This is a genomic window from Legionella bozemanae (genome assembly GCF_001648595.1).
Taxonomy (GTDB): Bacteria; Pseudomonadota; Gammaproteobacteria; order Legionellales; family Legionellaceae; genus Legionella; species Legionella bozemanae.
Window position 1 is genome coordinate 29,733 of sequence record NZ_LBAW01000023.1, and the last position, 25,730, is coordinate 55,462.

Below are 25,730 nucleotides of genomic sequence, written 5' to 3' on the forward strand. Positions count from 1 at the left end.
AGCGGGATAGAAAGTCTATTTATGTTGCATGCCTCCCATGGCCGCTTTTAATTGACTTTCCGAATCAATGAGGAAATTGGCCGATGTAATAATTTGATCGCCCTCTTTAACCCCTTTGATTATCTCAAGCAAATCCCCTGCCCTAACTCCTAAGGTCACGTCTCGCCATTCAATTTTGCCATTGCCATGGTAAATAAACACCACTGCGCGCTCACCTGTGAGTAGAACAGCATTTTTAGGGACCACAAGACGTTCACCCAACGGTACTTTGAGTTCCAGGTTAACATACATGCCAGGTTTTAATTGCTCCTTTTGATTGTCCACTTCAAAGCGAACCTTGGCTGTACGTGTTTTCATGTCAATCGTAGGATAGATAAAATCAAGCTTGGCTTTAAATAATTCATTGGGCAAGTAGGTAAGAGTCAAATCAGCCATTTGACCAAGACGAATATAAGGAAGCTCGTATTCGTAAATGTCCCCTAAAACCCACAAGCGTGATAAATCAGCAATGGTATAGAGTTCATCTCCTGGCTCAATGCGCATGCCCACCAGCGCCATTTTTTTAAGAACCGTACCTTGGATGGGGGAATGAATCGTCATCGTCCGAGTGATTTTGCCCGTACGTCTTAATTGCTCAATGTCTTTTTCGGAAATCCCCCACAGCAACAACCTTTGATGGGCTGCTTGAAAAGCAGACTGCGCACCACGAGCTGCACTCGATGTCGTATTTTTGCTTAATATTTTTTGGGCATTAAGGGCGAGCAAATATTCTTGCTGAGTGGCTACAAGTTCCGGACTATAAACAGTAAACAGAGCTTGTCCTGCTTTGACTTTTTCTCCGGTAAAATTAATGAATAAGTTTTCAATCCACCCATCAAAGCGCACATGAATATGGGCAACACGCCGCTCATCGGCTTCAATACGCCCCACGGTACGGATTATTTTTTCAACCACTTGACGACGCACCGGCTCTGACGTAATGCCAATGGCTTGTAAACGAGCCGGATCAATCACAATCTCATTTTCTTGAGTGGACTGTTTCATGTCCATCTTGCCATGATTATCCATGGCCTGTTGCGCCTGAGTTACCTGCAACAACGAAAGTAAACTCAAAATAACCACACTCTTGATTATTAGCTTAAGATTCATAAGAACGTCCCTGTACTTTCTTCGATTTGTGCAATCGCTTTTTCATGTTCAGCGAGTTCACCGTGCCATTCCAATTCATTTTCTTGCAGCGTCAATAAATTATTCAGCATCGTTAAGAAATCCACTTTGCCAACACCATAGGTGGCTTGTGATGAAGTAAATGTTAAAGTGGCTTGTGGAATGATGGTATGTTGAATCAGATGAATGAGTTTTGCCGAGCGCTCTGCCAACAAATAGGCATTTTTCACTTGAAAGGAAAGCATACGATAGGTGGTCTGCAAATCCTCAATATCCGCATTATACCGCGCAAGTGATTCGCGCACGGCGTTATTTTGTTTTTGCATGAAATAAAGAGGCACAGTGGCTTTTAACAACACTTGATAGCCTTTGGTGTGCATCGCCGTATCATGAAGTCGTCCCCCTTCGATTTCCACATCCGGGAAATACTCCATTTTACTTAAGCGGATGGCTTGCCGTCCTTTTTGAACAGCGCGCTGTTGCATGATTAATTGCGGTGAACGGCTCTTAACAAGGGTATAAAAATACTCTAAATTATGCCCCATGGGCGTTACGGGGAGTGTTCCTGGTGTATCGATTTTAATTTCTAACGAACGATTTAAAAGACGGTTGATATCGGCTTGTAGCGATTCTCGTTGTTGCTTCAATATCACCAGGCGCATCAAAAGACGAGAAATCTCCGTTTGGGCACGATAAATATCTTGTTGGGGTGTTTTCCCTACACTGTAAGTCGCTTCAGCACTCTTTTCCATCTCATGAAGAAGTTCTTGGTTTCTTTGTACGATCTCGATGGATTTATTGACAAAATAAAGATCGTAATAGAGCCGTTTTAATTCAGCAATGACGGCGAAACTAGTGGCTTGGTATTCTGCTTCCGCTCTTTTGGCCTCGAGCGTTGCTATCCTTCCTCGCACAATGAGTTTGCCAGGAAAAGGAATTTCTTGTTGGCCACCCAACATTTGCTCGCGTCTTGGATCCACATCCATAGGGATATTCTCAGACATGTTGATGTACCCTGCATTAAGCTTCGGATCGGGTAGTGCTTTTGCCTGTGGAATCACATGGATTGCGGCCAATAGTCGGTCGCGGGCCGCACGAATTTGAGGATTGTTTTGCGTGGCCTCCTTGATTAGCTGCGCTAAAGCAGGCGGTGTCTTGGCATAAGATACTGGCCCTGCAAAACAACAGAAACCTAAGAGAATAGTCCAAATCATTTTTTTAGCACTAGAATGCTTCATTGGGTGCCTTCCTTAGCCGCTTCTGAGCTTCTATCACTAACAAAGGCACCATGCCTAATAGAATCCAAACCAGGCATTGGGTGAATGAGACCGGTTGTATCCCAAATAATTCGCGCAATACCGGAATATGGTGAATCAAGACCTGCAGGGAAAAACTGATGCTTACAATAAAAAAGAGTCTTAAATTGGAAAACAATCCCACTTGCCAAATGTTTTTGGTGTCGCTTCGCGCTCCAAAGGCCCATAAAAGCTCGGCGGTTACTAAAACAGAAAAGGCCGCATCTTGGGCTTGAATTAAATCCTTATCGATTAAATATTCATAAGCGAACACACTAAGGATTACTAAAGCCTTTAAACAACCCACAAAGGTTACTCGTTTGAAAAACGCCCTATCCATCATGGATTTTTGCGTGGCTCTGGGTGGACGATTCAAAATCCCTGGCTCTGACATATCGGTAGCTAAGCCAATGGCCGGCAAACCATCGGTTACTAAGTTAATCCATAATAATTGGATAGGAAGTAACGGCAGAGGCCAGCCGATTAAAAGTGCTACAAACACAACCAGTAACTCCCCACTATTGCCTGCTAACAAATAGGCAAGCGTTTTGGCAATGTTATCGTAAATCGTGCGACCTTCTTCAATACCTGCCACAATTGAGGTGAAGTTATTGTCCATGACAATGATGTCAGAGGCTTCTTTGGTCACTGCTGTGCCTGTTTTTCCCATCGCAATCCCTACAGAGGCTTCTCTTAAAGCAGGGGCATCATTCACCCCATCGCCTGTCATCGCCACCACCATTTGTTGTTTTTTCCAGGCCCGTACAATTTTTAATTTATGCTCCGCCGTCACCCGAGCATAAACAGCAATGTCTTTGACGCAATGGTTAAATTCCTCCTCTGGCATATTTTCAAGTTCATTGCCGGTGAGTAATCGATCCCCTGCTTCCAAAATGCCAAGCTCTTTGGCAATGGCTCTTGCCGTGTCAGGATGGTCTCCTGTAATCATCACCGGTTTGATGCCGGCTTTTTTACAGCGACTGATGGATTCCTTGCTACTTGCATGAGGTGGGTCCTGAAGACCAATAAGACCTAAAAACACCAGGTTATGTTCAATCTCGTCGTCTTCTTTTTCTAAAGCTGTAGGCTCTAATTGGCGCTTCGCAAAAGCTAACAGTCGCAATGCTTCGCTGGCCATGAGTTCGCAGGATTGTTTCATGCGCGCTTTATCATTCGGTGTTAATTTTTTAATGCCTGTTTTGGTCAAAATATGGGTACAGCGCTCCAAAATGAGTTCGGGTGCTCCCTTTACAAAAGCGATGTGTTCATGGTCTTGTCGACACACAACCGTCATGCGTTTGCGTTCGGAACTAAAGGGTAACTCTTTGATACGGGGATAAGAAGTTTGCAGTTCCCCTTGCCAAATGCCTCCTTTGGCAGCAGCAACCAAAAGCGCCACTTCAGTTGGGTCTCCCACGGTTGCCATTTGTCCATCTTGGCTCTCAAAACTCGCGTTATTGCAAGCCACCATCGCTTGCAAAGTAGCTTGCAACAGCGGGTCTTCTGACACATTAATTTCTTGACCTTGAAGAGTAAATCCTCCCGAGAGGTTATAGCCTTCCCCATGAATGCTATAAACATCACTTGCTGTCACAAGCTGACGTGCGGTCATTTCACCTACGGTTAACGTTCCTGTCTTATCGGTGCAAATGACTTGTAAACAGCCGAGTGTTTCAACCGCCGATAATCGTCTTACCAGTACGGCACGCCGTACCATACGCTGCACCCCAAGCGCTAAAGCCACCGTGACAACAGCAGGCAAGCCTTCAGGAATTGCAGCCACCGCAAGACTGACTGAACTCATGAATAAGCTGAATAGAGAGATATTACGTAAAAGACCTAAGCCAAAAATGGCAATGATAATGAAAAAGCAAAGCCACAATAGACGAGACCCCACTTGATTGAGTTTTTTCTGTAAAGGTGTTTCATCACGAGACGCTTCACCCAGCATTTTGGCAATGTGCCCCATTTCCGTTTGCATGCCAGTCGCCACAACAAGCGCGCGACCGGTGCCATCGGCTATAGAAGTCCCCATAAACACCATGTTTTTACGGTCAGCTAGAGGCGTCTCGGCAGTGCAAACATCCAGATTTTTAGCAACGGGTATCGACTCACCCGTGAGTGGCGCCTCATTAACCTTAAGCGCTGATAATTCAAAAAGACGAGCATCGGCAGCAATTAAATCGCCACTTTCAAAAAGAAGAATATCACCTGGTACGATATCAGAAGCGGCTATCACCTTCGCATGGCCATCGCGAAGCACTGTTGCTTTGGGAGCAGCCATTTGCTGAAGCGCAAGCATTGCCCTATCAGCGCGATATTCCAAAAAAAATCCGATGATGGCATTTAAAATGACAATGGCCAAAATGGCAATGGCATCGGCTTTTTCATCCAACAAAAAAGACACAACAACAGCACCTAAAAGTACCCAAATCACCACACTTGCAAATTGCTGCAAAAAAATGACGAAAGGGGATGTTTTTTTCTGTTGACTCAGCAGGTTAGGTCCTACTTCTTTTAGCCGCTGTTCTGCTACTTTTTCAGATAGTCCTAAAGATAAGTCGGTTTGAAACAACAACACCATATCTGCAGGTGCTTTTTCGTGCCATTGTTCTGCCATGACAGCCATCCTTTGCATTCGCCCGTCCACTATGATGTGGTGCGCATCATTTTATCTCAATTTTTAGTGCCCGAATAGATTAATAGTTCTTAGACTTTATAGGATGAGCGCTCATATGAATCTTTAGGATTGAGTAATAAAGATTTTAGTGTTAGCGACCACCACCGCCACCATGGCCAACATGACCTTGAGCGACATGCTCTTCGAGACTTTTAGTGTACTTACTACTCGTGCCACTGCTCATGCACGCAGTAAGGACTAAACAACACGCCAAAACCATCCAATGACTTTGTTTCATGATAATTTCTATCCTTGATTTTAAAGGAAATAATTACAATATAGACTCTTTGGTATGGATAAGTCAAAACAAAGTGTTCTATGCTTTGACGAACAATTAGCTAGGAATAACCTTTGAGAAGCTCAATTAAAATGTCTTGATGTGTCCTCAAAAAAACCTAAAAAAATTTACGTGCAAAAGAAAACTTTGTCCCTTTGTTTTGAATTAATTGAATGATAGTTGAATTGTTTTTAGCTCACTTTTTTCGTATCCTAAACCGATTCAAAATTTGAGTTAGTTTTTTGAAATATTAAACTAATTAATTGACACGTATCACATCCATTTCGTCATCCCAACAAAGAACCATCGCTGACGATCCTAACCAACATTTAGGGTACCTCTACTTATATTTAATGCCTGTCTTAAAAAGACAATCATGATATCATTCTATTTACTGATTAAAATAAATAGCATACAAAATATAACTATAAGAAACTATTTTAAAACCTATTGGTTTTCTTGGAGACGAAAATATTGTGAAGAAATTTGCCATCACCCTAATGAGCTTGATATTCATTAACTCATATTATCCTACTGCTTTCTCCGAAAAACCTAATCAACGCATGATGAACAATCAATCGACACATTCTTTGAAATCAAAAAATACCTTGCAATTATCTATTCAAGAGATAATGGATAAAAAGGACAAGAAACTGGTATTAATCAAATTAATTGACACCAAAAGCAATAAACCAATCACCTTAAACGATCTTATTGAAGCACATACACAAAAGATTCATTTGTTGATTATCGATGATACACTTCTTGACTACAGTCATGTCCATCCAGTCGAAACAACGATACCAGGCATCTATCAATTTGAATGGCAGCCTACGCTTAAGCGTGCCTCCTATCGAGCATGGGCTGATCTGATACCGACTAATACAAAAACCCAAGAATATGTAGTTGCTGATTTACCTTCCCCAAAAACCAAAAAGAAATTGGAAAATCCTATTCATCGACAACCATTATTTGAAAGTACTGTTGATGGCTACCATTTTAAATTGTCTTTTGATAAAACACCATTGCACGTCGGTCAAGCAGTCATGGGCAAAATTGATATCACCGATGCAAAGGAAAACCCAGTTCATACCCTAGAACCCATTATGGGTGCTTATGCTCACATTGTTGGTTTTAATGAGGACTTTAAAACAGTAACTCATGTTCATCCTATGGGCAAGGAACCTACAAATAATACGGAACGAGGAGGACCTGAATTACTATTTCATATAGAGCCCAACAAAGTAGGATTTATTAAAATGTTTGCCCAAGTGCAAATCGATGGGAAAACACTGTTTGTTCCGTTTGGAGTCACAGTAAATTCATAAAAACCTTGCTGGATTGTGAATTCACAGAGGCCTTATAAGACAAAGTCCCCAGAATAATGATATCCACCAATTGAAGAGTTAAGGCGATTAAAAGTGGCATTGCAGCACTTACTGCATCCGTGTAAACAGCATCGACCAAATAACCTCTGCCCCTCTTTTCACCACATTGGAGCCTAAGGAGAATCATCATGACTAATTCACATGGAACTATGATTATCTTAGGCGGTGCAATAATAATCAGCACAAGAAAATAATTACTTTTTTCTCCAGTCTTTGGTATCTTTAATCACATTGTCTTTGCAAGCAGAAGACGTTGAACTGATTTAATCAGTGGTTTAATTTTTCTCATGGCCTTTTGCGGTAAGAGAGCAAATCCCTCGCTCAGGATTAGGCTCAACCTCTCGCCCAAGAATGGCACTTAATTCCTCAGCTCCTCCAACGTATTGACTATCAAGCCATATTTGAGGAACAGTTATCGGTGTTTTTGCACCAACAATGGGCTTAACCCGTGCCAGCATTTCATACAAGTCCCTTGGATTTTTTACCACATCGTGAAATTCATAAGAAAGTTTGGCCTCTTCGAAATACTGTTTGGCATGCTGGCAGTGGATGCAATTAGTTTTACCAAAAATATGATTCCCAGTTAATGTGGTTTGTTTTGCATGAGCCTCAATCACCGCTTGAGTTAACACCCCACGATTCAGAGCATGGCCTTGGCTAATCACTTTACCCTCAACCAGTACAATAGGGGCATGCCACGCCCCTTTCAATAACGGCTTCCACCACTCATTAAGCCAGGCATGAATGTCCAATTCGACAGGAATGTCTTTTAAATCCGTTGCAATCGCATCCAAGATAATATCCTTGGTGAGTGAACATTCACCACAAGGGACTTTGATTTTGAAAGGACCATATTGTCCTTCCCAACGATACAGTGTGATTTTGACTGACATATTAGAATGGCCTTTTCTTGTTCCCAATTAATGCTCAAAAATACCCATTAACACGATCACCATCATATCAATATAGAGGAACCTCCTTTTAATTCAATCTACTTTCTACCTATTGAATAATTTTTTTCACCTCTTTGCGATGCAACAGATTACGAAAATAGCACCAGTTCCCTAACCCTCATCTTTCTTTAATTGTTCTTGTTTTCTTAAATGGATTTCCTGTCTGTTAATGGATATATTTTTAGGAGCCTCAATACCCAACTTAAAGTTGCCAGGCTCAAGAGTCTTAAAGGGAGTAATAACTACCTTCTGATTACCTTCCAGGGTAATCATTAAATCGGATTCAAAGGCTACGGTTCTTATTTCCATGTTAGTTGACTCGTTTTAGTTCAAAATAAATGCTGCAAAAAAGCATTAATTGATGGGTTTTCCCTATGCGGGCATTTAATCTTAAAGCCAATGCCTGTTCAAACACAGGCCTCAAGAAAAATAGCCCCACTTATACTACAGCGACCATCGCAACTCCATGGGTAGGGGCAGACAAAAATGGAGGTTCTTTTTTTATTGCATAAAACCCATTAATGCTTGGCTTAACACCATCAAATGAATCCTGCACCTCATCGGATTGATACACATCCATTTGTTCCAGGCGAATAATCTGTTGTTCCTGCCTGTCTAAAAGCTTACGATACCTCTGATTACTTTCTTCTAATTGTTTTGTAACCACTGAAAGTTTGTGTTCGGCCTCACAAATTCGGCCTGCTACCTCAACAAAGCTTTTCTCTTTATTGTTTAAAAATTCCTCCAATCTTTTTTGAAAAGCAGCCTGTTGTTCTTTGTCTTGAATCACCATGTTAGAGAATGTTTCCACTGTTCCACTTAAGACAAGTCCAACTGCCCTCGCCTGTTCCACTTCTTTTCCCATTTTTTCTTTAATGTCATCCAGTTCTTTTATTTTATCAGACAACTGATTTTGATTTTCTTGATACGCCTTTACAACCTGCTCCAATTCTTTTTGAGTGTTTTCTAAAGCTTGAGACTGCTCATCGATTGAGCCTTTAAGCTTTTCGGCAGTAAGTTCGAGTTCAATCTGAGTTGCACGCAGTGCTTTTTCGGTATCAGTCAACTCATTGATTTGCGACTTTAATGATTTAATCTGTTCAGAAAATTGTTCGATATTCTCAGTCAGGTGCACATTTTCTTTCTGGAATGCATCAATTTCAATGGCCAGTTGTTCGCGCAAGAGCTCTAAAGTTGAAATAACCGAGTCCAGCAGATCAGCAAGACTTGAAATTCCTGCCTTTAAACCTTCGATGTTATCTGTATTTTGACTCTGATGATTATCAAGAAGGATACTACTTACCGTATAAACTATCCCAGTAACAATACTGAGCGTAATAAGGGCTGCAAGATTTGCCATGATGCCAATCATCAAAAGAGGTACGGTGAGCACTGCACCTGCGGTAATTTTTTGCCACAAAGGGATTTCATTCCAAAAGCTGGCAGCCCGAGATAATAGACTTGGATTTTGATTCATCGCCTGAATCAATTGATTCAGATCTGCTTTAATTCTTTGTATTTTATTTTGAGTGGTTACAATCTTCTCAAAACGTTCTTTATCTTTTTTTGTTTTTTGATTGAGGTCGTCCTGCTCCATATTTTCTGACTGATGGAGTGAAGACACCAACTCAAGTTCCAGTTTTTGATACGTCATGATTCTTCCTTACAACGAGTGAGTCATCCATGCTAAACAGTGTCACATGATTATCAGACTAATCTTAAGATAAGCATGATGACGGGAACCAGTACCTTTTTACGTATTGGATTGAGATGTAATTAAAGTGTTTGAGGTAAGGTCTAAAAACCCTGAAAATAAGGTCTTACGGTTACACATTGAGAGGGGAAATTGATTTTTAATATTTAGAATGTTACTCATTACCACGTTTCCTTAATTGGGTTTGAAACAACAATCAACCGAGCGCCTTTCCTGGAACGGTTAAATCTTGATCATTCTATCGGATAATTTGTGTTCAGTCATCCTTTTTTAGTGACTCAATAGTCTTAATGGTGCTGTAGACATAAGGTTACCTGAACAGATGCTTTTTGAATCCCACCAACCACCTAAAGGTTCGCATTCAAAGCACGCATTACCAACTGAGCTTCCCTTTTAATATCGAATCTATCTATGTTGAATGATTATTAAATATACAGAGTTATTCTAAATGCGTTTTAATAGCGCTTAATGAAACGATGTTTTTTATGCAACCTAAACCATTAGTTATAGTCAAAACAACGCTTAAAACTAAAATATGGAAGTTGATTTTTTTACTTAAGTGCATAAAAATTGACTTTCAGTGATGTTTTGCTAAAACTGGTCCTTTAAACAAGAAATCATCCAAACAAAGTCACTTTAGTAATTGCTTTTATCCCTTTCTGTTTTCTAACCACCACTTAATTCTATTTTTTATTTTTAGATAAATCTTCTAATAAAATTTTTCCCTTTTGGGACAAGCGATATTTTTGCAATCTACTTTTAGGCTTATCTGGGATAGTACGCTCGATTAACTCATCCCTGAGCAATTGATCAAGATAATTACGTTGAAAAGTTTCTCGATGCCTGATTCCTGCTACCTCTTGTAGCTCTATACTTTTCAGCTCACCTTTTAGCTCACATGCTCTGAGTACCCGCTCAACCCATGGATCGACTTGTCCGGCAACTTGTCCGGCAACTTGTCCGGTCATCGATGATGATTTACGCCAAATGGTTGTCTTGAATCCATCAGAGATAGAAAATTCAGGCTCTGGCAGTCCAACCTCACGGCAACGACGAATCATATCCCCTGTACCAGTTCCCATACGCTCGATATATTTCGTTAAATACAATGGCTCAGCAAGCAAGGGATTTCTTGGAACAGAACCATGTGGATGACGTAATTTCTCTAAAGTTAATGATGGAGGGAGTCCTCCTGGATTCCAAATTTCCAATCTTATGTTGCGCCATCAGTTATGTGTTGTTCGCTCGTTTTCCATCATTAATACTCAGCCATTTTTTAAAATCTTTTAATAATGCTTCTGCTTGAGCAATACAAGTTATTACTGCACTCTCAGGAATAATATCGCCAGAATAATCTGCAATATTGCGTTGTTTCCGCATAGCATCCAATATAATCACTGTTTTTTTATCAATACCTAAAGTCTGAGGCAATAACTGAATCATCGTTTGATGATGTCCTGGTTTAGAAGTCAAGGTTCGATATCCATGAGATTGAAGTGCTGCATTTGCTATTTGCATAATTGCTTTATAGGCAGCATCAAAGCGATTCTCCGCGCTAACCAAGTCAATTTTTGAATCCACAATATTACGTTCAGCAGCATTCAAAAGCCGATTTATGGTATCTGGGTGAGGTGGTATTTTTTCCAGGCTGATGCCAATTAAATTATCCAAGGTCATGTTCAGCTCCCATAATAAATAGCTTGGGATTATTTAAAACCTCCTGAATGAAAAGATCTTGTTTTTGTAAAGATGCCTTCCATTGTTCCCTGGAATATATTTTGGGATTAATTTCTCTCCCTAAGCTAGCTTGAGCAGCATAAAGAGCCTCAACTGCTTCTGTAAAATCAACCTCACCAATAATAAGCACATCAATATCACTTCCAAGGTTTTCAGTTCCTTTGGCCACCGAACCAAAAACAAAAGCTACTTCAATTTTTTCAGCTAATGGAGTTAAAAAATCAAACAACACATTCACCAAACCAGACGTTTTCTTTAAAATGCTTGCAAGCTCCGTATAAATAGGAAAATTTCGATTTGCTTGGTAATAAACTTGATTACCACTCTGCTCGCGCAGAAGTACTTTGGATTTAGCAAGTTTGGATAGTTCTCGATGAAGTGTACCCGCTGTGGTATTCGTTAACCGCGCAATCTCTCGGACATGATAACGCTCATCAGGATGAAGCAATAAAAGTGCCAGCACACGCCGCCGATATTCAGAAAACAATATTGAAGTATCAAACATGATTTTTATATTGAAGCCAATTAAGCTTCAATCATAGCCTAAAAAGCTACACCATTCAATCAGATAAATAAGAAAAACCAGAAAAATAAGTATAAGCTATAAGTCGACTAATCCCTGAACCGAATTAACACCACAACCAATGACTTCAATGATCTTGTGTCGAGACTTAATGCCCTCGTTTTATTTTGATTTGCCCTTTAGAAACCTTAAACAAGGCTATCAGCATTTGGGAACAATTAAAAATTATTTAGAAGGCATGATCGGATTATCGAGGAAACAATTGTAGAAAGAATGGGAGGCATGCTCTCCGCAAGAGAATAATGCCTTGAAAAAACAATAGAACAAACTAAGCATCTGTTCTCCCAAGTTGAAACTTTTATTGAAATTAATCGTAAAAGTTCATAAATAAATTAGAAAGGAAAAGGAGGTAACTGATTCCTATCTCTAAGCCAGAATGAATGATGCCACTCTTCATAGATGGAAACGGGCATATTGCTTTGCTTAAACTCATCAAAAGATAAGTCGCAAAGAAACCATTTGAGGAATTCCGCACAAGTTTCCGGACTTATTAATTGACCGGACTGATAAGCCTCATCAAACATTTTATGTAGATGAAATGAAGTTGTTTCTCTTAAAATTTTTTGAATTCTTGTATCCACTTCCCCTGGAATAACACAAGACACACCAATATTTTTCTCTGCTAACTCTTTTCTCACAATAGCAGTTACTTCATCCAAACCCGCTTTACTGGCACAGTATGTTGAACTTTCTTTAAGTTTCAGAGTGGCAGCTCTTGATGTAACAAATAAAATCCGAGACTTCTCAGGCATCCGTACTGCAAGAAGTGCCGTAAGTTTCATTGGAGCTAATAAATTAACCTGAAAAACTTCGTCAATACTATCACAATCGTATTCGGTCAACGGACGTGGAGGACTTTTCATTCCTGCATTTTGAACTAAAAGATGAAGAAGTATTCCAGAATCATTAATAATTTTAGCAACCTGTTCGATATCACTATTGCGAGTAAAATCCGATTGAATGGGAACAAAACGAGGATATAGCGCTTTAGTATCCTCTAAGCTGCTCACATCCCGTCCTGTTCCATAGACAACCCAGCCGTCACCTAAAAGAATTTTAGCGAGTTCAAGACCAATTCCATGGCTGGCTCCGGTCACTAATGCAGCTTTATTATTGTTGATGTTCGTCATGAAGCATTCCTTGAAACTTAAGTTAATTTCGAGGGATATGGTAATCAAAGTTGAATAAAGTTAACAGTTTATTCTTAATTCATGTGTTACTAATTGAGTTAATTCTGTAATACTCTCTTTGATTTTAATAATAGTAGGCAAAACCTGAAGAACCTGCTCTATACCAATGTCCTGCTGCTCTTTATCAGAGCTAAAAGAACGCTCTATATTATCTCTCTGCTAGATATGAGGAATATGAAATCACCCTTCCCCAATCTATAGAATCGGTTAAATGATCTTTGGTAATACTGTAGTAGTAATTGTTATCTAGCTTTTGCGCATCAAATAAATAGTTAACCCACTCAGCTATTGGTTTTTTATATTCTTTTTCTGATAACAAGAACAATATTTTTTCTTTTTTTGCAACCGCGGCCATAGTCTGCTCGGGTAGCTCATATCCCTGCATTAAATCTAATTGATCAGATAACTCTTTTACGTGTCTAATGATAAGCCATGTAGGTTTGGCATCTTTATCAAGAAATACAACACTCCCTGAATTATCAACTAGATAATATTCAACAGATTGTGCCTGCGTTTGAACATTGGCAAATAATTGCTGATATAATTCATTATCAAATAAATCATTAATGGAGTTTTCATATGCATTAACTATATTCTTTGTTAACTCTCTGAAGTAGCGCTGAGTTAGGTCATGCACAGCTAATGTAATTTCTGGATATAAATTTTCACTTGTCTTGAGTATAAATTTATCAATTAGGCCATTATTGAACGCTTTGATCGCTGTATCTTTATCTGCTTCTGCAGTTAACATAATTTTAAAGACTTTTCTCTCTTTAAGTCTTTTGCAAAATTCAATTCCATTAATAGCGGGCATTTGATAGTCCACAACTAACAGTGGTGCATGCTCAAACCTTGCTTTATCATAAATCAGGTTTAACATTTTACTAACATCAAATCCAATAACCCGATCATTAGTAGTATCTAGATTAACATCATTCATCAATTTGAAAATTGATTGGCTAACATCCTGACTATCGTTATCAATCAGCTGAAAAGCTTTATCTGAATTTGTAAGTGTTAGTATATTAAATTTTTCGCCAAATTCTAAATCTAACGCATCCAAAAATGCACGGTTATCATCTAAAAAAATGACTTTTATCGGATGATAAAAACATGTAGGTCTTGCATCAATAATAGTCATATAGTTATTCCTCTACGTTACAGCTTTAATTGCATCACACCCATGATAAGTCGCCAATATTTCAGACTGTTAATTTATAATGTATTGTTCCATTATCATTGCTGTTAAGGAAAATTAAACTAACATGGATGTCGCTTTGTATAATAAATGATTCTTCAAATTTTTTCCTCCTCAATTTTATATTTAGTCAGTTAAGTTGTAGTGGTTTATATTTTTGCGATTAAGTTTGAATCCTTTCCTGTTAATTTGTAATCATCATAATTTGCTCTAAAATTCGCCGCCTCATAAATCTACACCATTCCATAACTCCATGTGAATTACAGAATATTATTTATTTTTATTGTTTACAATCAATGAGTTACTAAAATTATCCCCCGGGGACAATTGATGAAACCGATAATTCCAGGCAGAGGTCTCGTGAAATTAAAAGCTCTTATTGAAACAGAACCAGGATCAAATTTAATAAAAAATTCAACCGTCCAAAACAAAAAAACATCATCCTAAAGATGATTAAGATTTTCATAAAATTAGGATGCAACTCTATTAATTAATTTTTGTAGATGATTGATTCGTCACACACTGAGTACAGGTTGATTACTTTAATATTTAAAAAACAAGTTTTGCTTAAATCAGGAATAAATTTCTTAGATCTATAAATGAGTTAAACAATACTGCGAGGGAAAAGAGCTTATCGTTAAATGGGATTATTGAAAAATGCTAAGCGATAAAACTATTTACCTTGATAATAGATACATAGTTATAAAAACCAATTTATCCATTCAAGTAGAGACGATAATCTTAGCTCCAACAACACCAGCGGTCATTATTCGTTAAAACAATATAATCCTCGCTATTGATAAAGACAAATACAATGGATTTAACTCAATACGTGGATCCTTATTACTTGCATATATTGCTTAATAATCAAGATACTTGGCAAGAATTAATCACATACTAACACCGCTACAAAGTAGCAATTGATATGATTCTTTAATCACATAAGCGTGTCGCTACCTCGTTAAAAATTCTGGAACATCCCAGTCCCCAGAATTCACGCGTCAACGCGACAGGTTAAAGGCCGCGACAGCCCTGTTTCCGGCACGTTTGCTCTGAACGAACAAAGCGTACGCCTGCACCAATGACTCTACGGCTGTATAAAGATTTACTCCGCGTCCCTTCAGGCTGTATGCATAAATTGCAGCCTATCGCGGACTACGCGCCTTGGCGTGCGAATGAAGTTATTCTGTTACAACTAGAAATGAAAATGTAGAATATGGGAATAACATTCGTTTATATCTATTCCCGAATTTGTTCTATTATCAAAATCAATCAATATATAATTTATTCGAGTAAATGCAAAAAATATAGTGTGGTACTATCCGCTTTAACATATCTTAGTGCACGATAGAAAGTTTAATACAAAAGATAAGTATACCAAAAGAAACATCAGGATAATCTTTTACTAAGATTCACAATACCACTAGCCACTCCGAATTTTCAAAGTTTCTAGAGCAAAAAAACCAGCCGCCTAAAATCGATCATCCATTGCATTAAAAAGTTTATAGATAAAAGACACCCCATAAAGCTACACCATTACCATATAACTACACCACAACACCCCATAAAGCTACACATATGATTGAAAAACCTTTTGAACCCCATATTACTACACAGAAAAACTCATAAACCTACACTATTACTCCCAAATAGATACACAATGATCCTTTCATAAATCATTTAAAATCAATTAGTTATTGTTATTTTATGTAAGGAATCTATGAATAGAAGAAAAAAGATATATATTTTTCTTTTTTATAAATTTAAATGAATAGTACAAATTACCGCTTGCAAATTCATTTCAAAATAGATAGCCTATAACAAATAGTACAAAACACCTTATTGTAAGAAGGGGGATGGATGAAAGTAATTACAACAGCAGGAAACAAAGGAGGGATTGGCAAATCAACTATTGCACTCACTCTTGCACAATATCTAGCTAAATGTAAAAACATGAAAGGCGCATTTATTGATTTAGACCCACAAGGTAATTCTTCATCTAGCTTAATTCCAACCACCAGAGATCCTGCTCACCCAACTGGTTATATGCCTAAAGCACATCCAGAGTGGGATCCTAATAACTTACCAGAAGATGATCCACATTGGGATGGTGTTAGTAGTATTGCAGACATATTCATAGGTAAATCTATTTATCCATACCCAACATGGGTTGACAATTTACATTGTTTTCCTTCTTTTGCTTCCTTACTTGAAGACGCACAGCGTGTTCTAAAAGTAGATGTGAAAGAAAAGGTTATAAATCGTCTTAAAGAATTTACAGAAATGTTATCAACCCACAGTGATTATCAATTTGTTATTATTGATACGAATCCACAGTTTGGTCCACTAACAATGGCAGGGTTGCGAGCAGCAACTCATGGCCTATTACCAACTGAACTTGAACAATATGGTATTAATGGAACCATAGGCATGATTCAAGCAATTTCACAAGAGCAACTTAGAAGAGTAAAAGACGACACAATCAAAATAGCGGGAATTTTACCTAACCAAGTTCGTAAAACAGCTGTACATACTAAATTCCTTAATGATTTGCGTTCAATAGAAAAATCAGAAGAATGGTTGTTACCTCCTATCGCCCAAAGAACTATATATTCAGAATTGGTAGTAGAAGATGCAAAACCTAATTGCGTATTTAATCTACCGAAAACGCATCTAGCTAGAATTGAAAGTGAGAAATGGTGCTCTTATGTATATGACAGAGTATTTAATAATGTATATAACAAAATAGAAGAAAAGGAGGCTTCTTATGGTTAGTAAATTCAAACTGAATTCAGTCAAAACCGGAGAGACAAAGGAAGCCATATCAAGAACACTGGCGATTGCCAATGATTACGCTGGGGAACTGTCAATAGAAGTATTGTCCTTAGATAAAATAGAACTTGATCCAGAAAACAATCGTGAATTAGCACTAACCCTTCATGATGCTATGAATGGAATAGATCCCTCTGATCCTGATTACGCAAAAAAGAAAAATGATTGGAAGTCACTTGAGTCATTAGCGAAAACTATTCTAGATGATCAGTTAATTAATCCCATATTTGTATACAGATTTGGAAACAAATGTCGTTTAATTGCTGGCGAACGTAGAACCCTAGCTTCAGCAATTGCTGGTAAAAAGGAAATTATAGCAAGAATTGCAAGTCAACGACCAGTCGGTACAAAGTTAAGAGTTCTACAGTGGATTGAGAATAATGAACGTGTTGACTTATCTCTTGCTGAAAGAGTTGCGAGTATTGAGGCTATTGTTAAGGAATATTTAAACGAAAATAAAGATAAAAATGATAACGAGAAAATAACATCAAAAGTTCTAAGTGACTTAACAGGAATGTCCATAACACAATCTCGAAGATATATTCTGATTCTGCAAGCTAGCCCAGAAATAAAACAAGCGATTGCTGAAGGAAAAATAGAGAATATAAAATTAATTGAATTAATTATTTCAGTTGAAAATGCAGAACATCAACAAGTTCTTTTAAAGGCTGCCATAAAAAATCTATCCTTTGATGCAATTGTTAAGCTAAAAAAAGAACTCGAATTTTCATTAGTCACAAAAAAAGAAATAAGAGGACGTAAACAACTAAATGTTAGTTTAGGTAAGGTAAAACCAAATATTGCCAAAATTATCTTTGATGCCTTAGTTTCAAGCAGCATTCTACACGAGAGTATTGTCGAGCAAATGAATACGATAAGCAATAATGTTCAATGGAATAATGGTAAATCAGTTGAGGAATGCTTTAAAAAAATAATTCCTCTAATTGCTCAGGAAGTGCGATAAAAATGAATAAACTAAAACTCAATAATAATGAAGATGACAAGAAAATTATTACATTTACTATTAATAAAGAAATAAAAGAGTCACTCAGAGAAATTCTGTTAAATTCTGAAAAATATAATTTAAAAAAGAAAACTGATTGGGTGAACGAAGCCATAATAATGTTGAAGGAAAATCCTGATTACAAAGAAATGGTGCTCAATGCAGAAGGGAATAGTGAAAATTTTGTATTTGATAAGATTTACATGACATTTAAGCAACGATGTTTTTTTTCTGATATGAGAAATGAAGTTGTAAAGGAATATCCTGATATAAGAGGCCCTCAAACTGCCATAATACGCGCTGCTATTTTGAGTAGAATAATGAGGAAAAAATAAGAAAAAAGGCCAAACGGAATCGGTAATGTTCGCTGAGAAAACAATACGTAAACATGTAACAATTATTCATGCATACTCTTTAATGAGCGTATTGCAACGTAAAATTGTTAATGTGCTTTTATATGAAGCAATAAAAGGGGATGGCCGCATAAATAACCATCAAAACTCGGTGGCTGTGGAATGTAATATGCCTTTTTCTAAACTGTCAAAAGCAGTTAAGTTCAATAGTAATAATACCCAATATCTAAAGGAGTCCATTGATGGGTTGGCATCATTAAAAATAGAATGGAATTTATTGAAAGATAAGGTGCCTACAGATATCTCTTTTTTAAATTTACGAGTATTACATGGTGCACCTACATTCTATCAAGATAATACCATCAATTTTTCTTTTCATAAAATCATGCTTGATTTACTAGTTAACCCATCTATATACGGTACTATCGACATTGATCTGCAATCTGAATTTGAATCAAAATATGGTCATGCTCTTTATGAAAATAGCACACGTTTTATTAACTTACAAAAAAATAAAATTATTCAGTTAGATACATTTAGAAAAATTTTAGGAGTGCCTGAACATAAATATCCAAGTATGAGGGAGCTTACGAGAAATGTTATTTCTCCCTCATTAGAAGAGGTTAATGATCGTGCTAATTTTGTTGTTAGTTTGGAGCCAATAAGAGTTGGTAGGAAAGTTATTGGATTTGAGGTGTTAGTCCAGAACAAAAAAAATACAACAATATCAGAGGTAAGTTGTATTGATAGTGAAAACGAGAAGATAAATAAAGAAATAAAAGCAACTTTTGGCATATTAAATGGAGCTGTGTTAGAAAATATCATCAATAATTACTCAGAAGAATATATCCAAGAGAAGATTAACTATACCAAGAAATATGCAAAAAAAGAGCTCACAGGTTTTTATCCTATTCCATATTTTATTAGTGCTTTAAAATATGATTATAAATTTAAGGAAGAACCTAATCCTGAAGGTTCTCAAAAAAAATTATCTAATGAAGAAATTGAGTGGGAAAAGAAATTATTCGCTTTACAGGCAGAGCTCAATCATTGGGAAAAACTATCGGGTTATACTAAAGCTGGAGATAATCAAGAGCATATTAAAAACATGCAAAAATTTGTTCTGGAATCCCAAGAAAAATTAAAGAAACATTATTTAGAAAAGCCAACTAAAAGGGAGGCGGTTTAATATGAAATTTCCTGCCTTTGAACCAATTAATCTAAAAAATGATATTCAATCCCTGGAATCAAGTGATCTGTGTTTATCAAAAATTTATCCTGATAAAAATCAGGCCAGAAAATTTTTTAGCGATGCTTCACTAGAAGAACTGGCTTTGTCAATTCGGCAGCATGGAATTATACAGCCTATTCTTGTTAAAGAAATAGATCATAATAGGAATGAATATCAAATTATTGCAGGTGAACGACGTTGGCGCGCGGCTAAAATAGCCGGATTAGAAAAAATACCTGCAATCATCAGAAAATATAATAAAGCAAATGGGATGGCAGTTTCTTTAATTGAAAATATTCAAAGAGAAGATTTAAACCCATTGGAAGAAGCACAAGCCATACAACGATTAATAGAAGAGTGTTACATGACTCATGCTGAGGTTGCTGAAACTTTAGGCAGGTCTCGAACAACAGTCACTAATCTTCTTAGATTACTTACTCTCACAGATGAAGTAAAAGAAATGTTAAAAACAGGATCGTTAGAAATGGGTCATGCTAGAGCTTTGTTAAGTTTGTCGAGTGCACAACAAGCAGATACAGCAAAAATAATTATCAATAAGTCTTTATCTGTTAGGGAAACTGAAAAATTGGTTCAACACTTAAATATGCCAGAAGATAAACAAGAGTTTTTTCTAACTCCCCAATTTGAGCAAAAAACGAAAGATTGGATGGCACAACTATCGAAAAAACTTTCATCCAAGGTTAACATGCATTTTAATTATGGTGGCAAAGGGAGGGTGGTTATAAGTTTTGACTCTTTAGAAGAAGCGGACTGGTTGATGTCACATCTTAAGGTGGAAGGGTAGGGATATTTTTTTATTCACAAAATTGGTGGATAACTATGTGGAAAAATCGGGAGTTGTTTATCTTGAGTCAGTAGTTATAGTTTTACTGCGTACCGAAAAAAAGTGACCTCCAAATTTTACTTTCAGGCAACGATTGGACTACGACTAATAGTAAAAGATTGGCAAAAGCTCATCTTCTTTCTAATCACTATTGAAGTACGCTTAAAATAATATGATCATTTAATAACCAATTTGGCAGGATTAGTCATTCAAAAGAGATAGAAAATAATTTTCAATCTTTGTAGTCTGCTCACGTATAGTGCTCATGGAATATAAAAATTTTTCCATCTGCTTTTGATTAATATCACTGGCATCTATTGACTGTGAAATTGTATTAATGAAACTTGAAGCCGATTTTGTCATGCTATTGATGATAACAATTGAGTTTAAAAAATCGTGTTTTAATTTATCTTTATCCGTAGATTTCATGTTATATTCTCGTGTGCAAATAGAAAAGGTGGTTCTTTACTAACAATTGTTTTAATCCATGGCATTTTGCTAAATCGATCTCGCGAATGGCCAGTAGCAAGGCGAACGTCAATAAACCCTTTATCAAAAAGGAGTTTTGCGCAATCCTCGCCTCTGATATTGTTTCCTAGATCTGAATCGATATAAATCAGAGTATTCTTACCATAACTATTTATTTCATTTAGGAACTCATCAAATGAGGAATATGTTGAAATACTTTGCCCAGCCTCTTCAGCAGCAAAGATCCAAGTCATTCGCATCATTTCATCGTCATCAATAAAAACCACCGTGCTTATATGTTCTTTCTTTGGAATCTGAATAATTTTAATATAGGGTACGTAAGATTTTGGTATGATTTTAACGCCAATATTTTCGCACCGATTTCGTATAGCAATATCTTCAAAGCAACTGGTAACTAAAATAGCTTTGCCATTTAAATTAAGCTCTTCAATCACATCTAAACCATTTTTAACATCAGCGAGAAGCTCATAATCCATTAAATATAGTATTGGCATTTCTGGATCAACTTTATACTGTAATAACTCGGTCGCGGTATAAAAATGAAACATTTTGACGTGTGAAATATTTGAAAATCTTTCATTCCATGCATCATGAATAGATATATCGTCATCTAATACGACAATATTAGTACCATGCCTAATATTCATTGAGTCACAGAACCAGCTAGGGTGGTTAGACCGAATTAGAGTGATCTGAATTTTTGTCCCAACTTTTTCTTCTGAGTGAATATGCATTGAACCATTGATTTGCTCTAAATATTGTTTAGCATAAGATAAGCCAAAACCAGCACCAGCTTTTTTATTAAAGCTAAATCCTTGCTCCGTAACCTTTGGCAAGATATCGGGAGGAATGCCGCAGCCATTATCTTCAATAATAATTTCGACATGGGTAGTATTGCATGTTAGAGAGATAATAATAGAGCCATTAGAATTAACTGCCTCAATACCATTATTAATGAGATTGGATAGAACCCGCTTAAAAGAATCAGGGTGTATGTTAGAAAAACAATTATATGAGTAGTCCGATCCAAGTAAGTTGATTTGGATGTTGGTTCCGTAATATTCATATCTTTTTTCTGCAACGATGTTATCTAAAACAACAAATATTAATTCTGGAGAATTATTCATATTTATTTCGCTATTCTTACAGTCAAGCAAATTATTTTTTGATTGTAAAAGTAAGTTATTAGCAATATCATTGATTCTTTTAGCTGCATTTCTGATCATAATGCGTTTATTTTCAGGAATCGATGTTACATCAGATACTGCAGTGTTTATTGCCGCTAATGGTGATCGAATATCGTGAGCAACAAGCTCAGCAATATTTTTTCTTACCTCGTAATAGGCTTTTTCTTTCTGTAGATTGATTATTTCTCGATGTTCATCAATAAATTTATTAGCAATTTGTCTATATTCATTAATTTCAACTTTTGAAAAATCAACAGCATTATTAGTTTGATGTGATGAAATGAAATCGAGCAAGTATTCAGTATTGTTTGCTATTTTTTTTCTCATGGAAAGGAATAGAAATAAGAAATTGAAAAGAAATATTCCAAGTACGATCAATAAAATTAACAAAAGACCATAGGAAACTGGCAAAGTATAGATGGAATTATATTGCTTACTTGCAACCACTGACCCTAATATCTTCTCATCATTTTTAATTAATGTTATACCAGAAATTTGTCCATTGTCTTTTTTGCATAGAAGGTAATTGTTTTTGCTGTTTTCTTCGCAAGTACCTACATCTTCTATTTTATTTTTTAAAGCAACAAATTTTATTGAGTCTAGTTTGCGCTCATTACCTAAGTTGTATAGTACTAAATCAAGAGCATCCTTATTATTAAGCAGCTGATATCTACCAATTTCATCCGTGGTAAATGAATCATTAATAATTAAATTTCTGGAAAAGATACTCATCTGATTATGAAAATAATCTCTTGCTAGCATGAGTATAAATCCAAAAATAATAAATTGGATTAGAGCAGAATATGCCATTTTCTTGATAAAAATTGCTTTGATTGAAGAGCTTTTATTTTTCATAAGCATATCCATTGCTATTAACTGATAAAATAATGTAATTGGTCGATCGATTAAATTGACCATTTTTTAAATAAGCCCCAGTAATTCCAGTATAATTAGTACCTAATATGCTATTTGTATTGACGCTACCGGTTCTATCCAATGCTGTTAGAATAATCTTCATCGAATCGTAAGTGTAGGCTGCCAAAACAGTGGGTTTCTCATGGTATTTTTGAATATAAATATTTTCAAATTTAGTTAAAGAATCATAGGGCTGTATAAAATCCAAATTACGGATAAAATGAGAACGAATCACTTTATCATTTAGTCGCATAAAAAATGTTTGACTGACTGAGGAACCAAAGTTTTCTGTGCCAATAAAAACAGTACTATGGTTATTCATAATATTGGCAATTTTTGCTGATGCTATTGCACCTGACAATAAAAAAACGTATTGATATTTTCGTTCATTCAAAAACTTCTTCAGTTTTCCCTCTATATCGCTGTCATTTTCTAGAAAATCGAATGTAGAATATGGTATGTGTTCTTTTTTTAGAATGCTGGAGTACACTTCCTTATACTTTAGCATCTCATCACGGTTAATTTCCGTTATAAGTAACACGTTGTTTATATTTTTATAACGATCATGTAAGTAGCTCATCATTTTTTCAGCTTGGTAATTATAGCTGGGCATAAAGATAAAAATATTCTTAGGTAATTGATCAGAATTAGTGGTGCTAGCGTAAGAAGTAAAAATAGGTACGGTGTCGTTTTTCTGTTCTTTTACAGCTAATAACAAGTCTGAAAGATATTCAAACCCAATAATTGCAGAGCAGGAATCATTTACCATTTGATTATAAATATGCATTGGCTCCAATGGTCTGTTATTATAAAAATAACTCTTAATCTCAACTTTATTAGCGGGATCACTTTCTTCTTTGGCAAGATATGCCGCATTTAAAAAAGACTGGCCATATGATTTTAAATTTTCAACAATTCTACCGGTTAAACATATTTTAATTTTTGATTGTGCGTAAACAACAGTGGATATTAGTATAGAAAATAATAATATGATGGCCTTAGAGCTACTTAATAAATTCATTTAAAAGCTCACTAAAACGATCATTCTCTTCTAGATGTGGGTAGTGAGAAGATTTATTGAAAGTTATAATTTCATGATTGTTTGACAATACTATTTGGTGTCCGTTCATGACAAAATCATGAAAACCATTTATCCATAATTTGCGGATTTTAAGCTCTTCAATATTAACAGAAAAATTTGCTTCTTTTGAATAGAGATCTTTTCTTACACTGATAAACGTGTTCGTATCTAATGGTAAATTGATATATTTTTGAACATTTTGGACCAAATTATAATATTCTAAATTGGCCCAATATAAATAAGGCCTATCTTTATTTTCTTGGAAAACTGGAGTTAATTGTTCTGATATTTCCCAGATTTTATTAAGATCAAGATTATTAATTTCATTTAATATTTTGTTATATAGCTCTAAATTACTTTTTTTCAAATAAGATAGGTCAAGCATTAAATTATTTAAACGAGGCGTTAGTATTGATTTAGCAGTAGAAACAAAAACACCAGGAATGGTAGACTCATAACTTTTGTAGTAATCAAAAAGAAGTTTTGCACCATAACTATGTCCAATCAAAGCATGGATGTTAAGATTAAAATGGTCAGCAAGGTATAAAATTATTTTTTGTAAATCATTTATATTATCTTGCTGTAATACTAGCTTTTTAATTTTATTAGATTTACCGCAATTTCGTTGATCATATAGAATAATATTGCACTGAAGAGAATTAAATAAATTATAATGATCAATAAGATACTCTATGGTTCCACAATTAAGACCAGGGCCACCATGAATGAAAAGAACATAAGGTAGACTTGAGCTTTTAGTAAATCTGACTATATAAAATTCTTGATGTGGCAAAATATCTTTTTTGTAAGCTTTCATTAGTAATTATTTTCTCGAAATATTCTGCGGATCCATACAATTGGGGCAGCAAATTTAATAGCGGTATTTTTTATTTCTTTTTTCACTAATGTGGTTTTTTCATTTAAGCAAACTAAGTCATAGCGAGCTGGTTCTTCTCCATGCCTTAAGATCCTAACGAATACTTCATCATTGTCAGCAATAATAATACAATCTTTGCCAATGGCACTCTCAATATTGTTGACTATTATACCGCCAACATAATTTCCAGGGTATAAGAAAGGGATCATGCCATCATCTCTTATAACTGTGTCAATAGAGTTTTGTAGTTCTCTGAATAGTAGTAATTCTTTAGCTATGTGGCTTTCGTCACCCTCTTGGATATCTAAATCTTTTGTGATTTTTGTGGCATTTTTACCAATGCCATGCATTAACCATGACTCTGTGCAATAAATATTTAACTCTTTGGCTCGTTTAACGATTTTTACAGCCCCCTGCTGGGATAAACCTCCTCCCCAGGCCAATTCCCATCCTTTTAATGATTGAGCAGTAAAATTAGAATCGCGACAAAAATCTTCTCGTGTAAAAGACAGAAGATGCTCGCGTATGAATCTTATTCTTTTGCCCCGAGACTCGGGGGATGAAACATTGTCTATTACAGGATTGCTCATATTTAAATAATTCAGTCAGGTGCATGTTTATTCTATGATATACCAAAATGGTTAATAAATCTTCGTAAGAATTTACCAAAAAAATTGTATAAAAAACATCAAAATACAACGCGTTATAACATATTAGGTGTAATGAATCATTATAA

23 protein-coding genes are annotated in these 25,730 nt (G+C 36.2%); 6 read left to right on the top strand and 17 right to left on the bottom strand.

Annotated elements, in window-relative coordinates; genetic code table 11:
• Positions 1-15 precede the first annotated feature (15 nt).
• The 4 genes from A8O27_RS14730 to A8O27_RS19085 all read right to left on the bottom strand — a co-directional run bounded on the left by A8O27_RS14730 (position 16) and on the right by A8O27_RS19085 (position 5,380).
• On the bottom strand, positions 16-1,149 hold the full coding sequence (locus tag A8O27_RS14730; RefSeq protein ID WP_058460935.1) for an efflux RND transporter periplasmic adaptor subunit: 1,134 nt from the start codon (positions 1,147-1,149) through the stop codon (positions 16-18).
• Positions 1,146-2,405, bottom strand: coding sequence for a TolC family protein (locus A8O27_RS14735; RefSeq protein ID WP_058460934.1), 1,260 nt, complete (start codon positions 2,403-2,405; stop codon positions 1,146-1,148). Before A8O27_RS14735 ends, A8O27_RS14730 begins: the two co-directional genes overlap by 4 nt.
• Positions 2,392-5,082: a cation-translocating P-type ATPase gene (locus A8O27_RS14740; RefSeq protein ID WP_058460933.1), complete on the bottom strand. Its 2,691-nt coding sequence runs from the start codon at positions 5,080-5,082 to the stop codon at positions 2,392-2,394. Before A8O27_RS14740 ends, A8O27_RS14735 begins: the two co-directional genes overlap by 14 nt.
• A gap of 151 nt (positions 5,083-5,233) precedes the next feature.
• Positions 5,234-5,380, bottom strand: coding sequence for a hypothetical protein (locus A8O27_RS19085; protein ID WP_016356828.1), 147 nt, complete (start codon positions 5,378-5,380; stop codon positions 5,234-5,236).
• 515 nt (positions 5,381-5,895) lie between these two features.
• On the opposite strand from A8O27_RS19085, the gene A8O27_RS14745 reads away from it, so the two are divergent.
• Complete coding sequence (locus A8O27_RS14745) at positions 5,896-6,747, top strand: DUF8832 domain-containing protein (RefSeq protein ID WP_058460932.1); 852 nt, start codon at positions 5,896-5,898, stop codon at positions 6,745-6,747.
• Here A8O27_RS14745 and A8O27_RS14750 read toward each other — a convergent pair.
• The 9 genes from A8O27_RS14750 to A8O27_RS14790 form a co-directional block, all read right to left on the bottom strand.
• Entirely contained in the window at positions 6,731-6,937 is a 207-nt protein-coding gene (locus tag A8O27_RS14750; RefSeq protein ID WP_131744465.1) for a hypothetical protein, read from the bottom strand. The genes A8O27_RS14745 and A8O27_RS14750 overlap by 17 nt on opposite strands.
• Positions 6,938-7,082: 145 nt before the next feature.
• Positions 7,083-7,700 carry a glutaredoxin family protein gene (locus tag A8O27_RS14755; protein WP_058460930.1) on the bottom strand — a complete coding sequence of 206 codons (618 nt, stop codon included), beginning with the start codon at positions 7,698-7,700 and terminating at the stop codon, positions 7,083-7,085.
• A 171-nt stretch (positions 7,701-7,871) separates the two neighbouring features.
• Positions 7,872-8,069 (bottom strand): carbon storage regulator, encoded by a 198-nt coding sequence (locus A8O27_RS14760; protein ID WP_058460929.1) that lies wholly within the window; start codon positions 8,067-8,069, stop codon positions 7,872-7,874.
• 130 nt (positions 8,070-8,199) lie between these two features.
• The gene (locus A8O27_RS14765) at positions 8,200-9,414 is read right to left on the bottom strand and encodes a LegC2/C7 family Dot/Icm T4SS effector (protein WP_082642504.1); all 1,215 of its coding nucleotides are present in this window, start codon (positions 9,412-9,414) and stop codon (positions 8,200-8,202) included.
• A 743-nt stretch (positions 9,415-10,157) separates the two neighbouring features.
• Positions 10,158-10,685 carry a Fic family protein gene (locus tag A8O27_RS14770; protein WP_058460928.1) on the bottom strand — a complete coding sequence of 176 codons (528 nt, stop codon included), beginning with the start codon at positions 10,683-10,685 and terminating at the stop codon, positions 10,158-10,160.
• A gap of 19 nt (positions 10,686-10,704) precedes the next feature.
• A complete protein-coding gene (locus A8O27_RS14775) occupies positions 10,705-11,151 on the bottom strand; it encodes a hypothetical protein (protein WP_058460927.1) in 447 nt (148 codons plus the stop codon).
• Complete coding sequence (locus A8O27_RS14780; protein ID WP_058460926.1) at positions 11,138-11,716, bottom strand: nucleotidyltransferase domain-containing protein; 579 nt, start codon at positions 11,714-11,716, stop codon at positions 11,138-11,140. The genes A8O27_RS14775 and A8O27_RS14780 overlap by 14 nt, the downstream gene beginning before the upstream one ends.
• 410 nt (positions 11,717-12,126) lie before the next feature.
• Positions 12,127-12,924 carry an SDR family oxidoreductase gene (locus A8O27_RS14785; protein ID WP_082642503.1) on the bottom strand — a complete coding sequence of 266 codons (798 nt, stop codon included), beginning with the start codon at positions 12,922-12,924 and terminating at the stop codon, positions 12,127-12,129.
• Between the two features lie 208 nt (positions 12,925-13,132).
• Entirely contained in the window at positions 13,133-14,125 is a 993-nt protein-coding gene (locus A8O27_RS14790; RefSeq protein WP_058460925.1) for a response regulator, read from the bottom strand.
• A gap of 1,917 nt (positions 14,126-16,042) precedes the next feature.
• Here A8O27_RS14790 and A8O27_RS14795 point away from each other — a divergent pair.
• Genes A8O27_RS14795 through A8O27_RS14815 form a run of 5 tightly spaced genes read left to right on the top strand, consistent with a single transcriptional unit; the run spans position 16,043 to position 20,406 of the window.
• Positions 16,043-16,957 carry a ParA family protein gene (locus A8O27_RS14795; RefSeq protein ID WP_058460924.1) on the top strand — a complete coding sequence of 305 codons (915 nt, stop codon included), beginning with the start codon at positions 16,043-16,045 and terminating at the stop codon, positions 16,955-16,957.
• Positions 16,950-17,978 carry a ParB/RepB/Spo0J family partition protein gene (locus A8O27_RS14800; protein ID WP_058460923.1) on the top strand — a complete coding sequence of 343 codons (1,029 nt, stop codon included), beginning with the start codon at positions 16,950-16,952 and terminating at the stop codon, positions 17,976-17,978. Before A8O27_RS14795 ends, A8O27_RS14800 begins: the two co-directional genes overlap by 8 nt.
• 2 nt (positions 17,979-17,980) lie before the next feature.
• The gene (locus A8O27_RS14805) at positions 17,981-18,352 is read left to right on the top strand and encodes a hypothetical protein (RefSeq protein ID WP_058460922.1); all 372 of its coding nucleotides are present in this window, start codon (positions 17,981-17,983) and stop codon (positions 18,350-18,352) included.
• A gap of 25 nt (positions 18,353-18,377) precedes the next feature.
• Positions 18,378-19,559 carry a replication initiation protein gene (locus A8O27_RS14810; protein WP_058460921.1) on the top strand — a complete coding sequence of 394 codons (1,182 nt, stop codon included), beginning with the start codon at positions 18,378-18,380 and terminating at the stop codon, positions 19,557-19,559.
• Position 19,560: 1 nt separating this feature from the next.
• Positions 19,561-20,406 (top strand): ParB/RepB/Spo0J family partition protein, encoded by an 846-nt coding sequence (locus A8O27_RS14815; protein WP_058460920.1) that lies wholly within the window; start codon positions 19,561-19,563, stop codon positions 20,404-20,406.
• Between the two features lie 464 nt (positions 20,407-20,870).
• On the opposite strand, the gene A8O27_RS14825 is transcribed toward A8O27_RS14815, so the two are convergent.
• From A8O27_RS14825 to A8O27_RS14840, 4 genes are read right to left on the bottom strand one after another with little or no spacing between them, the layout of a single operon-like run.
• Positions 20,871-22,976, bottom strand: coding sequence for a sensor histidine kinase (locus tag A8O27_RS14825; RefSeq protein WP_058460918.1), 2,106 nt, complete (start codon positions 22,974-22,976; stop codon positions 20,871-20,873).
• The gene (locus A8O27_RS14830) at positions 22,966-24,057 is read right to left on the bottom strand and encodes a type 1 periplasmic-binding domain-containing protein (RefSeq protein WP_058460917.1); all 1,092 of its coding nucleotides are present in this window, start codon (positions 24,055-24,057) and stop codon (positions 22,966-22,968) included. Before A8O27_RS14830 ends, A8O27_RS14825 begins: the two co-directional genes overlap by 11 nt.
• On the bottom strand, positions 24,041-24,934 hold the full coding sequence (locus tag A8O27_RS14835) for an alpha/beta fold hydrolase (RefSeq protein WP_058460916.1): 894 nt from the start codon (positions 24,932-24,934) through the stop codon (positions 24,041-24,043). Before A8O27_RS14835 ends, A8O27_RS14830 begins: the two co-directional genes overlap by 17 nt.
• Entirely contained in the window at positions 24,934-25,437 is a 504-nt protein-coding gene (locus A8O27_RS14840) for a hypothetical protein (protein WP_235810596.1), read from the bottom strand. Before A8O27_RS14840 ends, A8O27_RS14835 begins: the two co-directional genes overlap by 1 nt.
• Positions 25,438-25,730 lie beyond the last annotated feature (293 nt).

What these genes read in the sequence shown, in the direction of transcription:
- A8O27_RS14760 (WP_058460929.1), bottom strand. Translation starts at nt 8,069, where the DNA reads ATGGAAATAAGAACCGTAGCCTTTGAATCCGATTTAATGATTACCCTG.
- A8O27_RS14795 (WP_058460924.1), top strand. Translation starts at nt 16,043, where the DNA reads ATGAAAGTAATTACAACAGCAGGAAACAAAGGAGGGATTGGCAAATCA.
- A8O27_RS14755 (WP_058460930.1), bottom strand. Translation starts at nt 7,700, where the DNA reads ATGTCAGTCAAAATCACACTGTATCGTTGGGAAGGACAATATGGTCCT.
- A8O27_RS14830 (WP_058460917.1), bottom strand. Translation starts at nt 24,057, where the DNA reads ATGAATTTATTAAGTAGCTCTAAGGCCATCATATTATTATTTTCTATA.
- A8O27_RS14735 (WP_058460934.1), bottom strand. Translation starts at nt 2,405, where the DNA reads ATGAAGCATTCTAGTGCTAAAAAAATGATTTGGACTATTCTCTTAGGT.
- A8O27_RS14815 (WP_058460920.1), top strand. Translation starts at nt 19,561, where the DNA reads ATGAAATTTCCTGCCTTTGAACCAATTAATCTAAAAAATGATATTCAA.
- A8O27_RS14775 (WP_058460927.1), bottom strand. Translation starts at nt 11,151, where the DNA reads ATGACCTTGGATAATTTAATTGGCATCAGCCTGGAAAAAATACCACCT.
- A8O27_RS14780 (WP_058460926.1), bottom strand. Translation starts at nt 11,716, where the DNA reads ATGTTTGATACTTCAATATTGTTTTCTGAATATCGGCGGCGTGTGCTG.
- A8O27_RS14750 (WP_131744465.1), bottom strand. Translation starts at nt 6,937, where the DNA reads ATGATGATTCTCCTTAGGCTCCAATGTGGTGAAAAGAGGGGCAGAGGT.
- A8O27_RS14805 (WP_058460922.1), top strand. Translation starts at nt 17,981, where the DNA reads ATGAATAAACTAAAACTCAATAATAATGAAGATGACAAGAAAATTATT.
- A8O27_RS14790 (WP_058460925.1), bottom strand. Translation starts at nt 14,125, where the DNA reads ATGACTATTATTGATGCAAGACCTACATGTTTTTATCATCCGATAAAA.
- A8O27_RS14810 (WP_058460921.1), top strand. Translation starts at nt 18,378, where the DNA reads ATGTTCGCTGAGAAAACAATACGTAAACATGTAACAATTATTCATGCA.
- A8O27_RS14825 (WP_058460918.1), bottom strand. Translation starts at nt 22,976, where the DNA reads ATGAAAAATAAAAGCTCTTCAATCAAAGCAATTTTTATCAAGAAAATG.
- A8O27_RS14785 (WP_082642503.1), bottom strand. Translation starts at nt 12,924, where the DNA reads ATGACGAACATCAACAATAATAAAGCTGCATTAGTGACCGGAGCCAGC.
- A8O27_RS14765 (WP_082642504.1), bottom strand. Translation starts at nt 9,414, where the DNA reads ATGACGTATCAAAAACTGGAACTTGAGTTGGTGTCTTCACTCCATCAG.
- A8O27_RS14835 (WP_058460916.1), bottom strand. Translation starts at nt 24,934, where the DNA reads ATGAAAGCTTACAAAAAAGATATTTTGCCACATCAAGAATTTTATATA.
- A8O27_RS14730 (WP_058460935.1), bottom strand. Translation starts at nt 1,149, where the DNA reads ATGAATCTTAAGCTAATAATCAAGAGTGTGGTTATTTTGAGTTTACTT.
- A8O27_RS14800 (WP_058460923.1), top strand. Translation starts at nt 16,950, where the DNA reads ATGGTTAGTAAATTCAAACTGAATTCAGTCAAAACCGGAGAGACAAAG.
- A8O27_RS14740 (WP_058460933.1), bottom strand. Translation starts at nt 5,082, where the DNA reads ATGGCAGAACAATGGCACGAAAAAGCACCTGCAGATATGGTGTTGTTG.
- A8O27_RS19085 (WP_016356828.1), bottom strand. Translation starts at nt 5,380, where the DNA reads ATGAAACAAAGTCATTGGATGGTTTTGGCGTGTTGTTTAGTCCTTACT.